The organism is Streptomyces albiflavescens (genome assembly GCF_014645835.1).
Lineage (GTDB): Bacteria > Actinomycetota > Actinomycetes > Streptomycetales > Streptomycetaceae > Streptomyces > Streptomyces albiflavescens.
On record NZ_BMMM01000011.1, the window covers coordinates 341,247 to 354,640 of the forward strand.

General features: G+C 70.7%; 13 protein-coding genes. 10 read left to right on the top strand and 3 right to left on the bottom strand.

What is annotated here, in order from left to right; translation table 11 throughout:
* Positions 1 to 168 precede the first annotated feature (168 nt).
* From IEY95_RS28805 to IEY95_RS28815, 3 genes are all read left to right on the top strand, one after another.
* On the top strand, positions 169 to 1,017 hold the full coding sequence (locus IEY95_RS28805; RefSeq protein WP_189189066.1) for a GNAT family N-acetyltransferase: 849 nt from the start codon (positions 169 to 171) through the stop codon (positions 1,015 to 1,017).
* A gap of 218 nt (positions 1,018 to 1,235) precedes the next feature.
* The gene (locus tag IEY95_RS28810) at positions 1,236 to 1,805 is read left to right on the top strand and encodes a GNAT family N-acetyltransferase (protein ID WP_189189067.1); all 570 of its coding nucleotides are present in this window, start codon (positions 1,236 to 1,238) and stop codon (positions 1,803 to 1,805) included.
* A 72-nt stretch (positions 1,806 to 1,877) separates the two neighbouring features.
* The gene (locus IEY95_RS28815; protein ID WP_189189068.1) at positions 1,878 to 3,569 is read left to right on the top strand and encodes a proline--tRNA ligase; all 1,692 of its coding nucleotides are present in this window, start codon (positions 1,878 to 1,880) and stop codon (positions 3,567 to 3,569) included.
* A 232-nt stretch (positions 3,570 to 3,801) separates the two neighbouring features.
* On the opposite strand, the gene IEY95_RS28820 is transcribed toward IEY95_RS28815, so the two are convergent.
* The 3 genes from IEY95_RS28820 to IEY95_RS28830 are packed head-to-tail and all read right to left on the bottom strand — an operon-like array spanning position 3,802 to position 5,819.
* Positions 3,802 to 4,713 (bottom strand): aminoglycoside phosphotransferase family protein, encoded by a 912-nt coding sequence (locus tag IEY95_RS28820; RefSeq protein WP_189189069.1) that lies wholly within the window; start codon positions 4,711 to 4,713, stop codon positions 3,802 to 3,804.
* A gap of 27 nt (positions 4,714 to 4,740) precedes the next feature.
* On the bottom strand, positions 4,741 to 5,250 hold the full coding sequence (locus IEY95_RS28825; protein ID WP_189189108.1) for a ferritin-like domain-containing protein: 510 nt from the start codon (positions 5,248 to 5,250) through the stop codon (positions 4,741 to 4,743).
* 5 nt (positions 5,251 to 5,255) lie between these two features.
* Positions 5,256 to 5,819: a hypothetical protein gene (locus IEY95_RS28830; RefSeq protein WP_189189070.1), complete on the bottom strand. Its 564-nt coding sequence runs from the start codon at positions 5,817 to 5,819 to the stop codon at positions 5,256 to 5,258.
* A 356-nt stretch (positions 5,820 to 6,175) separates the two neighbouring features.
* Here IEY95_RS28830 and rimP point away from each other — a divergent pair, with 356 nt between their 5' ends.
* From rimP to truB, 7 genes are all read left to right on the top strand, one after another.
* Positions 6,176 to 6,682, top strand: coding sequence for a ribosome maturation factor RimP (rimP, locus tag IEY95_RS28835; RefSeq protein ID WP_189189071.1), 507 nt, complete (start codon positions 6,176 to 6,178; stop codon positions 6,680 to 6,682).
* 2 nt (positions 6,683 to 6,684) lie between these two features.
* Positions 6,685 to 7,671 carry a transcription termination factor NusA gene (gene nusA / locus IEY95_RS28840; protein ID WP_189189072.1) on the top strand — a complete coding sequence of 329 codons (987 nt, stop codon included), beginning with the start codon at positions 6,685 to 6,687 and terminating at the stop codon, positions 7,669 to 7,671.
* Between the two features lie 102 nt (positions 7,672 to 7,773).
* Positions 7,774 to 8,052, top strand: coding sequence for a YlxR family protein (locus IEY95_RS28845; RefSeq protein WP_189189073.1), 279 nt, complete (start codon positions 7,774 to 7,776; stop codon positions 8,050 to 8,052).
* A 147-nt stretch (positions 8,053 to 8,199) separates the two neighbouring features.
* Complete coding sequence (infB, locus tag IEY95_RS28850) at positions 8,200 to 11,325, top strand: translation initiation factor IF-2 (protein WP_189189074.1); 3,126 nt, start codon at positions 8,200 to 8,202, stop codon at positions 11,323 to 11,325.
* Positions 11,326 to 11,584: 259 nt separating this feature from the next.
* Positions 11,585 to 11,878, top strand: coding sequence for a DUF503 domain-containing protein (locus IEY95_RS28855; protein WP_189189075.1), 294 nt, complete (start codon positions 11,585 to 11,587; stop codon positions 11,876 to 11,878).
* Positions 11,879 to 11,911: 33 nt separating this feature from the next.
* A complete protein-coding gene (rbfA, locus tag IEY95_RS28860; protein ID WP_189189076.1) occupies positions 11,912 to 12,361 on the top strand; it encodes a 30S ribosome-binding factor RbfA in 450 nt (149 codons plus the stop codon).
* Entirely contained in the window at positions 12,358 to 13,263 is a 906-nt protein-coding gene (gene truB / locus IEY95_RS28865) for a tRNA pseudouridine(55) synthase TruB (RefSeq protein WP_189189077.1), read from the top strand. Before rbfA ends, truB begins: the two co-directional genes overlap by 4 nt.
* Positions 13,264 to 13,394: the final 131 nt, after the last annotated feature.

Genomic DNA, 13,394 nt, shown 5'->3' on the forward strand with positions numbered 1-13,394 from the left:
TCCGGTTAGAGTACGGAGATCAGCAGACCGTGTGACTCCACCCCGAGGGGCTTCTCGCAGTGACGCGACGGTCAAGCCCCGACCGGTGCTCGCGAACGAGCACACGCCGACGCTAGCAGGGTGTTCGATGGGCTGTCGTTGCCCGCAAGGAGTGATGGAGCCGCCCCGTTGTTGACCCAGACGACCACCAGGATCCTCGAACCGAGTGACCTGGACGCCGCGCTCGCCGTCCTCGACCGCGAGCCGGTCGCGAACGCGTTCGTCGCCTCCCGCGTGCAGGTCGCAGGGCTCGACCCATGGCGACTCGGCGGAGAGATGTGGGGCTGGTACGAGGACGGCATGCTGCAGTCCCTGTGCTACGCGGGCGCCAACCTGGTACCGATCGGCGCCACCTCACGAGCCGTGCGCGGCTTCGCCGACCGCGCGAGAAGGGCCGGCCGCCGCTGCTCCTCGATCGTCGGCCCCGCCGAGCCCACCGCCCAGTTGTGGCGGCTGCTCGAACCGAGCTGGGGCCCCGCCCGCGAGGTCCGCGCCCACCAGCCCCTGATGGTCACCGACCGGCTCCCCACCGACATCGCCCCGGATCCGTACGTCCGCCGCATCCGCAAGGACGAGATGGAGACGATCATGCCGGCGTGCGTGGCGATGTTCACCGAGGAGGTCGGCGTCTCGCCGCTCGCCGGTGACGGCGGGCTGCTCTACCAGGCACGCGTCGCCGAACTCGTCGGCTCCGGACGGTCGTTCGCCCGCATAGACCAGAACGGCAAGGTCGTCTTCAAGGCGGAGATCGGCGCCGCGACCGCGCAGGCCTGCCAGATCCAGGGGGTCTGGATCGCGCCCGAATACCGCGGGCAGGGCCTGGCCGCCCCCGGCATGGCCGCCGTCATGCGGTACGCCCTCACCGATGTCGCCCCGGTCGTCAGCCTGTACGTCAACGACTTCAACACGGCCGCCCGCGCCACGTACCGCCGCGTGGGCTTCCAGGAGGTCGGCGCGTTCATGAGCGTGCTGTTCTAGGGGGTTTCTGATGGATCTCCGTGGAAGAAGGAGCGGCGTTCGGTGCGTGCTCGCGGCGTGCCGGGCGGAAGTCCTCGTAGCGGAGCTACTAGGGGCTTTCGCCCGGTGCGGCGAGAGTGCGTGCCGGGCGTCGCGACGCCGCGGAGATCCATCAGAAGCCCCCTAGCCCCCTCCGAAGTGCCGTTCTGACGCTTGTACCCGACCTGTAGTCTCCGGGCATGCTGCGCTTTCCCGGTCAGGGCCACCGCAACCCCGACGACGTGGTCATCGGCCCGCTGGATCTCGCCGCGCGCGTCGACGAGGCGCTCGCCGTACAGGCCCTGGCCTTCGGGCTGGGCGCCGAGGAGATCGCCGTACGACGTCAGATCGTGCTGCGTCACCTCACGTACCCGGGAGCGCGCGCGCTCGGCGCGACGACGCCCGACGGACGGCTCGTCGGGTTCGTCTACGGCATGCCCAACGACCGTACGCACTGGTGGTCCACCGTCGTCGAGCCGTATCTGCGCGGCCAGGGCTACGACGACTGGCTCGACAACGCCTTCGTGATCACCGAGCTGCACGTCCACCCGCGCTATCAGAACCGCGGCATCGGCCGCCGCCTGATCACCGGCATCACGGACAGCGCCGCCGAGCCCCGCTCGATCCTCTCCGCGATCGACACCGACAGCCCGGCCCGCGGCCTGTATCACTCCCTGGGCTACGAGGACCTCGCGCGGCAGGTCCTCTTCCCCAGCGCACCCAAGCCGTACGCCGTGATGGGCGCCCCTCTGCCGCTCCGCAGGCGTTAACCGATTTCCACCGGGATGGACCGCCCGGCTAACCTCGCTTCCATCACCCTTACGCAGCAGGAGTCAAGAATCATGGCCCAGGTCCAGCGCATGTCCCGTTTGATGGTCAAGACACTGCGTGACGACCCGGCAGACGCCGAGACGCTCAGCCACAAGCTGCTCGTCCGTGCCGGCTACGTGCGCCGGAACTCCGCGGGCATCTGGACGTGGCTGCCGCTGGGCAAGAAGGTCCTCGACAACATCTCCCGGGTCGTGCGCGAGGAGATGGACGCCATCGGGGCGCAGGAAGTCCTGCTCCCGGCCCTGCTGCCCAAGGAGCCGTACGAGGCGTCGGCCCGCTGGGAGGAGTACGGCGACCTCCTCTTCCGTCTCAAGGACCGCAAGGGCGGCGAGTACCTGCTCGGCCCGACCCACGAGGAGATCTTCACCCTCGTCGTGAAGGACCAGGTCGCGTCCTACAAGGACCTGCCGGTCATGCTCTACCAGATCCAGACCAAGTACCGCGACGAGGCCCGTCCGCGCTCCGGCGTGCTGCGCGGCCGCGAGTTCCAGATGAAGGACTCGTACTCCTTCGACACCACGGACGAGGGGCTCGCCGAGTCCTACCGCCTGCACCGCGAGGCCTACCAGAAGATCTTCGCGCGCCTGGGGCTGGACTACCGCATCGTGTCGGCGGTCTCCGGCGCGATGGGCGGCTCGGCGTCCGAGGAGTTCCTCGCCCCCGCCGCCGCCGGTGAGGACACCTTCGTGGACTGCCCGGCCTGCGACTACGCGGCCAACACGGAGGCCGTCACCTTCAAGCTGACGCCCGTGGAAGCGGAGCACGGCCCCGTCGAGGAGCTCGACACCCCCGACACCCCGACCATCGAGACCCTCGCCGAGCACCTCGGCGTCCCGGCCTCCGCCACCCTCAAGAACCTCCTGGTCAAGGTCGACGGCGAGATCGTCGCCGTCGGCGTCCCGGGTGACCGCGAGGTCGACCTCGGCAAGCTGGGCGAGCACCTCGCCCCGGCCGTCGTCGAACTCGTCACCGCCGAGGACTTCGAGGGCCGCGGCGACCTCGTACGCGGCTATGTGGGGCCGCAGGGCCTGGAGAAGGTCCGCTACATCGCCGACCCGCGGGTGGCCCCCGGCACGTCCTGGATCACCGGCGCCAACAAGATCAACACGCACGCGAAGAACGTCGTCGCCGGCCGCGACTTCGAGGTCGACGACTACCTGGACGTCGTCGTGGTGGAGGAGGGCGACCCCTGCCCCCAGTGCGGCACCGGCCTCAAGCTGGACCGCGCCATCGAGATCGGCCACATCTTCCAGCTCGGCCGCAAGTACGCCGACACCTTCCAGCTCGACGTCCTCGGCCAGCAGGGCAAGCCGGTCCGCGTGACCATGGGCTCGTACGGCATCGGCGTCTCCCGCGCGGTGGCGGCGCTGGCCGAGCAGTCGGCGGACGAGCAGGGCCTGTGCTGGCCCAAGGAGATCGCCCCCGCCGACGTCCATGTGGTCGCCGCCGGCAAGGCCCTGCAGACCGAGCTGGCGCTCGACGTGTCACAGAAGCTGGGCGCCGCGGGCGTCCGCGTCCTGGTGGACGACCGCGCCGGCGTCTCCCCGGGCGTGAAGTTCACCGACGCCGAACTCATCGGCGTACCGAAGATCCTGGTCGCCGGACGCCGCTCGGCCGAGGGCGTCCTGGAGCTCAAGGACCGCCGGACCGGCGAGCGCGAGGAGCTGACCGTCGACGAGGCGATCGCCCGCCTGACGGCATAACCGCGGCGGTTCGAAGTACTGCCGAAGCCCGGCAGTGGTTGAAGTCTGTGATCGAAGGCGTCTCTCGGAGACTTCTTCCGAGGCGCATGGGCGCCGCACGGACTTCTCTCAGGCTGCTCCCCGACCGTAGGACGTGACAGAGCGTCATTCGGAGGGGAGCAGCCATGACAGGCAGCGAGCGGGCCCATCGCCGCCGCCTTCGGACAGCGATCGGAAACCCGTCGGACAGCGGTCAGAGCCAGCCCGCGAACTCCAGCAGCAGCTCTGCGTCCCGCGGACGCCCGACCCGGCGCGCCCGGACACCCGACTCGACCGCCCGGAACAGGGTCCAGCCCCGCAGCCGTTCCTGGTCCACTTCCAGGGACTCGGCGAGCCGCTTGACGCGTCGGCGGGTGATCGACGCCCCCGAGGGAGACGCGATCAGGTCCTCCACCCGGTCGCGGACCAGCCTGGCCAGGTCGAAGGCGCACTCGCCGACCACCGGGTCGGGACCCACGGCCAGCCAGGGCATGCGCTCACCGGCGAGCACCTTGCTCTGCCGAAAGGTGCCGTGCAGCAGCCGCTCCGCGGGCGGCTCGGCGAGCAGCTCCTCGCGGGCCGCGAGCGCCGCGTCGACCAAGGGGCCGATCTCTGCGTCGGCACTCGCCGTCGCCCGCATCGCCTCGGCCTGCCGACCGGTCCGCTCGGTCACGGTCTCGAAGACATGGGCGGCGGGCGGCTCGACCCACAGCCGCCGCAGCGTTCCCGCCGCCTCCAGCAGGGCCTTCGCCTCGGGCAGCGACCGCACGGACATCTCGGGATGCAACCGCTCCAGCAGCAGTACCCCATGCGTGTCACCGGGATTGAGGAGCCGGACCGCGCCCCGTCCGTCCCAGTGGGCGAGCGCGGCCCGCTCGCTCTCCGGACGGGCCCGCTCGGGCGCCAGCTTCAGCACGGCGGGCGTCCCGTCGATCTGCCGCACCAGCATCACCAGGCTGCTGCGCCCACCCGGCGCCTGCACCCGCTCCACCGTCAACTCGCGTAGATCCACGGCCTGTTGGGCCAGCTCGGGCAACCTCTCCAGCCAGTCGCCGGCCCCGCCGTCCCCGTTGTGCTGCGTCTCGCCGAGCGCCCGCACGAGGCGCGGCGGCGGTTCGAAAGCCATGCGCGAGTTGTTTCCTTCCAGGTCGCGTTACGTCGGCGAGGGCGCCGACGCGGACGGGGTGGCCGCCCGCTCGGCGAGCCCAGGGAAGGCTACGCTCTCGCCGCGCCAGCGCACCGCCCGCACCGCCGCCTCCCGCAGTGCCTCCGCGGCCGTGCGTCGCTGGTCGCCCGTGGAGGCGCGTACGAGGTCGGAGTACACCCCGGCCACCCGTTCCTCCAGCTCGGCCGCGAGTCGCACGGCCGTGGCGGAGTCCTTCACGGCGAACGGCAGCGCGTACGCGGCCGCCGAGGCCTCGGGCTTGCCGCCCAGGTCGCCTACGGCACGCACCAGTTCGTCCCGGCGTGCCCGGTGGGCGTCGTACGCCGCCCGGGCCTCGCTCCGCCGGCTCTCGGCGATCTTGCCGCCGACGACGCCGTACCCGTAGACGACGGCGTGCTCGGCCCCCAGCGCGGCCTGCAGCGCCTTGAGTTCGGCCTCCTTGGCCGCCGAGACGTCATCGGACCGCTTGGCGCGCTTGGTGCCCTTGGTCTCGTCGATCCCGCTCACTTCGCCCCCTCCGTCAGCAAAAACGCGTGCGCGGCCCCGGCCGCCGCCACCGAGGCCATCAGCCTGGCCAGCTCTCCCGGGACCTCCAGCAGGGCCTTCGTGCGCTCGTCCACGAGGGTGCGCTCGGCGGAAGCGAGGTCGCCGAGGGCGTCCTTCTGGTTCGCCGGTACGGCGGGGGAGGCGCTCGGGAGCGTCGACGCGGACGCAGACGCGGACCCCGAAGCCGATGTCGAAGCCGAAGCCGAGGAGGACGCCCCCGGTCGGCCGTCGGCACCCCCGAATGCCCGTGCGTGCCGTACGACCTCCGCGCGCAGCGGGCGCAGCCGCTCCGCCAGTGCCGGATGCGCGGCGATCACGGCGGCGTAGTGGCCGGCCAGTGTTTCGCTGTCGCGGGCCGCACGCGCGCGTGCCCGGTCCGCGACCGAGGGGCTGCCGCCCGTCGTGTCGGTGGACGACTCGGGGGTGGAGCAGCCCGCGAGCACGAGGGTGCCCGCGGCCGACGCGAGCAGGGTCCTTCGGCGCGGTCCCGACGGGGTGCGCGACGGCAGGGTGAACGGCACGACAGACGTCCTCGTAGGGCTCGTACGAAAGGGAGGGCGAGACGCCCGTGATCACGGTACCCGCGCACCGGTCGATCACTGGCCAGCGGCTCTCCCACAAGGGCGCCCCGCCGGGCTATTTGACCCCCTCCGCCCCTACCGTCCCCCGAACTCTCGGCGTCGCTCGAGCAGGGGGAGCCCCATCGTCCCCGGGGGCAGCGCGACAAGCCCTCACCGTAGGCAGGGCAGCGGGGACGAAACACCCACCGCACCCACACCCCTGCTCCGATGGACGGCAACACCCCCTACGACCGGATACCCTTTGACCTGACACACGACCTACCCACAACAGCACACGCGGCCGAGGAGTCACCCGGATGAGCACCACCCAGAGGGAGAGGCTGCGAGAACTGCTGGAACCGCTCGTCAGCTCTCAGGGACTCGAACTCGAAGAGGTCGAGGTGGACTCGGTCGGACGCAAGCGGGTGCTCCGTGTGGTCGTCGACTCCGACGAAGGTGCCGATCTGGACGCGATCGCCGATGTGAGCCGCGCGCTCTCGGCGAAGCTCGACGAGACGGACGCGATGGGCGAGGGCGAGTACACCCTCGAGGTCGGAACCCCCGGTGCGGAGCGCGAGCTCAAGGAGCACCGTCACTACGTACGCGCCACCGACCGCCTGGTGAGGTTCCAACTGACGGAGGGCGGCGAACTGGTCGCCCGCATCCTGACGGTCGAGGACGACGGCATCGACGTCGAAGTGCCGGGCGTGAAGGGGCGCAAGCCCACCGCCAAGCGGCTCGCCTTCGAGGACATCGCCAAGGCGCGCGTCCAGGTCGAGTTCAGCCGTAAGAACAAGAACGAAGAGAACGCAGAGGAGGCGTAGCCGTGGACATCGACATGAGTGCCCTGCGGGGCTTGGTACGGGAGAAGGAGATCTCCTTCGACCTGCTGGTCGCGGCGATCGAGTCGGCCCTCCTCATCGCCTACCACCGCACCGAGGGAAGCCGCCGCCACGCGCGCGTGGAGCTCAACCGGGAGACCGGCCACGTGACCGTGTGGGCGAAGGAGGATCCCGAGGATCTGGAGGAGGGGCAGGAGGCGTGCGAGTTCGACGACACCCCGTCCGGGTTCGGCCGGATCGCCGCGACCACCGCCAAGCAGGTCATCCTGCAGCGTCTGCGTGACGCAGAGGACGACGCGACGCTCGGTGAGTACGCGGGCCGCGAGGGCGACATCGTCACCGGTGTGGTCCAGCAGGGCCGCGACCCGAAGAACGTGCTCGTCGACATCGGCAAGCTGGAGGCCATCCTGCCGGTGCAGGAGCAGGTCCCCGGAGAGAACTACGAACACGGTCTGCGGCTGCGTTCGTACGTCGTTCGGGTGGCGAAGGGTGTACGCGGTCCGTCCGTGACCCTCTCGCGCACGCACCCCCATCTGGTGAAGAAGCTCTTCGCGCTCGAGGTGCCGGAGATCGCCGACGGGTCCGTCGAGATCGCCGCCATCGCCCGCGAGGCCGGTCACCGTACGAAGATCGCTGTCCGGTCCACGCGCTCCGGCCTGAACGCCAAGGGCGCCTGCATCGGCCCCATGGGTGGCCGTGTGCGCAACGTGATGGCCGAGCTGAACGGCGAGAAGATCGACATCGTCGACTGGTCGGACGACCCGGCCGAGATGGTGGCGAACGCGCTCTCCCCGGCCCGTGTCTCCAAGGTCGAGGTCGTCGACCTCGCCGCCCGCTCCGCGCGGGTGACGGTCCCCGACTACCAGCTGTCGCTGGCGATCGGGAAAGAGGGGCAGAACGCCCGTCTCGCGGCCCGGCTGACCGGCTGGCGGATCGACATCCGTCCGGACACCGAACAGCCTGCCGAGTAGGCCGGGGAATAGATCCAAGCCGCAGGTGGCTCAGATCACGACAACAACCGTTCGATTCATGCCCCAAAGGGGTGAGGTCGGTACGGGGAGGTAGACTTAAGAGTGTCTGGCCGGACGCGAGCCCGCGCATGCCCTGAACGCACCTGTGTGGGGTGCCGGGAGCGAGCGGCCAAGAAGGATCTGCTGCGCATCGTGGCGGTCGAGGGCGAATGTGTCCCCGATCATCGCGGTACGCTGCCCGGCCGGGGTGCGTATGTGCACCCCGCCCTGGTCTGTCTCGACCTGGCGGTCCGCCGCCGGGCGTTCTTGCGGGCGCTGCGTGCCCCGGGGACGCTCGACACAAAGGCGTTGCGCCACTACGTCGAGCAGGCAACACCGTAAGACGCGTCGTACGGAACCCCCGTGCGGCCCTGGTACCCCGCGAGTTGGAAGTAGGTCGAGATTGCGATGAGCACTCGATGAGCACGCGATGAGTACGCCCATGAAGTAGCGACGGTCCGGACGCAACCCGGACCTAAAAGGAGCGAAGTGGCTAAGGTCCGGGTATACGAACTCGCCAAGGAGTTCGGGGTTGAGAGCAAGGTCGTCATGGCCAAGCTCCAAGAGCTCGGTGAATTCGTCCGTTCGGCGTCCTCGACGATCGAGGCGCCCGTTGTACGCAAACTGACCGATGCCCTCCAGCAGGGCAACGGAGGCGGCAAGCCCGCCCCCGCTCGTAAGGCTGCCCCGGCCAAGCCGGCAGCCCCGTCTCCCGCGCAGGCCGCCCGTCCGGCTGCCCCGCGCCCGCCGGCCCCGAAGCCGGCCGCGGCTGAGAAGCCCGCGGCTGCGCCGGTCACTCCGGCTGCTCCGGGCCCGCGTCCGACCCCGGGTCCCAAGCCCGCCCCGAAGCCCGCTCCGGCGGCTCCGGCTCCGGTCGCGGCCGAGTTCACCGCGCCCCCGTCGGCCCCCGCGGCTCCCGCCGCAGGTCCCCGTCCGGGCGCCCCGCGCCCCGGTGGCCAGGCCCCGCGTCCCGGTTCACGTCCGGCCGGTCCCGGCCAGGGCCGCGGCGACCGTCCCGATCGCGGCGACCGTCAGGGCGCCCCGCGTCCCGGCGGCCAGGCTCCGCGTCCCGGCGCTCGTCCGGCCGGCCCGCGTCCAGGCAACAACCCGTTCACCTCTGGTGGCTCCACCGGTATGGCGCGCCCGCAGACGCCCCGTCCGGGCGGCGCACGTCCTGGTCCCGGCGGACACGGCGGCGCAGGCGCCCCGGGCGGTCCGCGTCCCCAGGGCGCGGGTCAGGGTGGTCCCCGTCCGCAGGGCGGTCCCGGTGGCGCTCCGCGTCCCCAGGGCGGTCCGGGCGGTGCCCGTCCCACTCCGGGCGGCATGCCCCGTCCGCAGGCGCCCCGTTCTGCCGGTGGCCCTGGCGGCGCCCCCGGCGGTAACCGTCCGAACCCGGGCATGATGCCGCAGCGTCCTGCTGCCGGCCCGCGTCCCGGCGGCGGTGGCCCCGGTGGCCGTGGTCCCGGTGGCGGCGGTCGTCCCGGCGGTCCCGGTGGCGGCGGTCGTCCGGGCGGCGGCGGCTTCGCCGGTCGCCCCGGTGGCGGCGGCGGTGGCGGCTTCGCCGGTCGTCCGGGTGGTCCCGGTGGTGGCGGCGGCGGCTTCGCCGGTCGTCCCGGTGGTCCCGGCGGTGGCGGCGGTGGCCGTCCCGGCTTCGGCGGTCGTCCGGGTGGTCCCGGTGGCCGTGGTGGCACGCAGGGCGCCTTCGGTCGTCCCGGCGGTCCCGCGCGTCGTGGTCGCAAGTCGAAGCGGCAGAGGCGCCAGGAGTACGAGGCCATGCAGGCCCCGTCGGTCGGCGGCGTGATGCTGCCTCGCGGCAACGGACAGACCGTCCGCCTGTCGCGCGGTGCCTCCCTCACCGACTTCGCGGAGAAGATCAACGCCAACCCGGCGTCGCTCGTCGCCGTGATGATGAACCTCGGCGAGATGGTCACTGCCACGCAGTCCGTCTCCGACGAGACCCTCCAGCTGCTCGCCGGCGAGATGAACTACGTCGTCGAGATCGTCAGCCCGGAGGAGGAGGACCGCGAGCTGCTCGAGTCCTTCGACATCGAGTTCGGCGAGGACGAGGGTGGCGAGGAGTTCCTCGTCGCGCGTCCGCCGGTCGTGACCGTCATGGGTCACGTCGACCACGGTAAGACCCGACTGCTCGACACCATCCGCAAGACGAACGTCGTCGCGGGCGAGGCCGGCGGTATTACGCAGCACATCGGTGCGTACCAGGTCGCGACCGAGGTCAACGACGAAGAGCGTCGCATCACCTTCATCGACACTCCGGGTCACGAGGCGTTCACCGCCATGCGTGCCCGTGGTGCGAAGTCGACCGACATCGCGATCCTCGTGGTGGCGGCCAACGACGGTGTGATGCCCCAGACGATCGAGGCGCTGAACCACGCCAAGGCGGCCGACGTGCCGATCGTGGTCGCGGTCAACAAGATCGACGTCGAGGGCGCCGACCCGACGAAGGTGCGCGGTCAGCTCACCGAGTTCGGTCTGGTGGCCGAGGAGTACGGCGGCGACACGATGTTCGTCGACATCTCCGCCAAGCAGGGTCTGAACATCGACCAGCTGCTCGAGGCCGTGGTCCTGACCGCGGACGCCTCGCTCGACCTGCGGGCCAACCCGGAGCAGGACGCGCAGGGCATCGCGATCGAGTCCCACCTCGACCGTGGCCGCGGTGCCGTGTCGACCGTCCTCGTCCAGCGCGGCACGCTGCGCATCGGCGACACGATGGTTGTCGGCGACGCGTACGGCCGTGTCCGGGCGATGCTCGACGACAACGGCAACAACGTCGAGGAAGCGGGTCCGTCGACCCCCGTCCTGGTCCTGGGTCTCACCAACGTCCCGGGCGCCGGCGACAACTTCCTGGTTGTCGACGAGGACCGCACGGCACGTCAGATCGCCGAGAAGCGCGCGGCGCGCGAGCGCAACGCCAACTTCGCCCGCCGGGGTGTCCGGTTCTCCCTGGAGAACCTGGACGAGGCCCTCAAGGCCGGTCTGGTGCAGGAACTCAACCTCATCATCAAGGGCGACGCGTCCGGTTCGGTGGAGGCTCTCGAGTCCTCGCTGCTCCAGCTCGACGTCGGCGACGAGGTCGACATCCGCGTCCTGCACCGCGGCGTGGGTGCGGTCACCGAGTCGGACATCGACCTGGCGACCGGCTCCGACGCGATCGTCATCGGCTTCAACGTCCGCGCTGCGGGCCGCGCGGCGCAGATGGCGGAGCGCGAGGGCGTCGACGTCCGGTACTACTCGGTGATCTACCAGGCCATCGAGGAGATCGAGGCGGCCCTCAAGGGCATGCTCAAGCCGGAGTACGAGGAGGTCGAGCTCGGCACGGCGGAGATCCGCGAGGTCTTCAAGTCGTCCAAGCTGGGCAACATCGCCGGTGTCCTGGTCCGCTCGGGCGAGGTCAAGCGCAACACCAAGGCGCGCCTCGTCCGCGACGGCAAGGTCATCGCGGAGAACCTCACCATCTCCGGTCTGCGTCGCTTCAAGGACGACGTCACCGAGATCCGCGAAGGCTTCGAGGGTGGTATCAACCTCGGAAACTTCAACGACATCAAGGTCGACGACGTCATCGCGACGTACGAGATGCGCGAGAAGCCGCGGGCGTAACGCAGTGGCTCAAGCTGGCCGGCGGTGAGAAATCACCGCCGGCCAGCTTGCCGTCTGCCCCCGACGTTCCGTTGGCTGCGGGCCGGTGGGGGCCGACCGTGCCCACGCGGCGGAGCCGCACCATGGCACAGTCTCGCGCCCCTTACGGGGCCGCGAATATCCGTCGAACAGCCCCACCCGTTCGTTGTACGGTTCTGATGTCCCTGCCAAGTGCATTGGCAGGCCATCTATCCCGTACCGGCGGGACATCCGGTTACACATGTATGTGGGGACGCTGTCCTTCGACCTGCTCCTCGGCGACGTTCGCTCGCTCAAGGAGAAACGCTCTCTCGTCCGGCCGATCGTCGCCGAACTTCAGCGGAAGTACGCGGTGAGCGTGGCGGAGACGGGCAACCAGGACCTTCATCGCAGGGTCGAGATCGGCCTCGCGGTGGTCTCCGGAGACACCGAGCACCTCACCGACGTACTGGACCGGTGTGAACGGCTCGTAGCGGCACGACCGGAGGTGGAACTGCTCTCGGTGCGGCGCAGGCTCCACACAGACGAAGATTGACGAAACAAGCAAGGCGAAGAAGGAGACGGACCAGTGGCCGACAACGCGCGGGCTAAGAGGCTGGCGGACCTCATCCGAGAGGTGGTGGCCCAGAAGCTGCAGCGCGGGATCAAGGACCCGCGGCTCGGTACGCACGTCACCATCACGGACACCCGGGTCACCGGGGACCTCCGGGAGGCGACCGTCTTCTACACCGTGTACGGGGACGACGAGGAGCGTGCGGCGGCCGCCGCGGGCCTGGAGAGCGCCAAGGGCGTGCTCCGCTCGGCGGTCGGCGCGGCGGCGGGCGTGAAGTTCACGCCGACGCTGACCTTCGTCGCGGACGCCCTGCCGGACACCGCCAAGACCATCGAGGACCTGCTCGACAAGGCGCGGGCCTCCGACGCCAAGGTGCGCGAGGTCTCGGCGGGCGCCACCTTCGCCGGTGACGCGGACCCGTACAAGAAGCCGGGCGAGGACGACGAGGGCGACGCCGCGGAATGACCCAGAAGCACACGACGCCCGACGGGCTTGTCATTGTCGACAAGCCGTCGGGCTTCACTTCGCACGACGTGGTCGCCAAGATGCGCGGGATCGCCAGGACCCGCCGCGTCGGACATGCCGGCACCCTCGACCCCATGGCGACGGGCGTACTCGTCCTCGGCGTCGAGAAGGCGACCAAGCTCCTCGGGCACCTCGCGCTCACCGAGAAGGAGTACCTGGGGACCATCAGGCTCGGGCAGAACACGCTGACCGACGACGCCGAGGGCGACATCACGTCGTCCACGGACGCGTCCGGCGTCAAGCGCGACGCCATCGACGCCGGGATCGCCAAGCTGACCGGCACCATCATGCAGGTGCCGTCCAAGGTCAGCGCCATCAAGATCGACGGCGTGCGCTCGTACAAGCGGGCGCGCGAGGGCGAGGACTTCGAGATCCCGGCCCGCCCGGTGACCATCTCGTCGTTCGCGGTGTACGACATCCGTGACGCCGTCGCCGAGGACGGCACACCGGTGCTGGACCTGGTCGTCTCCGTGGTCTGTTCCTCCGGGACGTACATCCGGGCGCTCGCCCGGGACCTGGGCGCGGACCTCGGCGTCGGTGGTCATCTCACCGCGCTGCGCCGTACCCGTGTCGGCCCGTACAAGCTCGACTCCGCGCGCACGCTCGACCAGCTCCAGGAGGAGCTGACCGTGATGCCGATCGCGGAGGCCGCCGCGGCCGCGTTCCCGCGCTGGGACGTGGACGCCAGACGGTCCCGGTTGCTGCTCAACGGCGTGCGCCTGGAGATGCCCGAGGAGTACGCGGGCAAGGGTGCCGTGGCGGTCTTCGACGCCGAGGGGCGGTTCCTGGCGCTGGTCGAGGAGCAGAAGGGCAAGGCGAAGAGCCTGGCGGTGTTCGGCTGACGCCGACCGCCTCCGGTTGCGCATCGTGCCGCCCGTGGAGCGGCGATCACGGGGTCTCGTGCCCGCCGCTCCACGGTCCCCCCTCGGTTCCCCCACCCAAGGGTGTATCCATCCGCCCTCGCCGATTCACC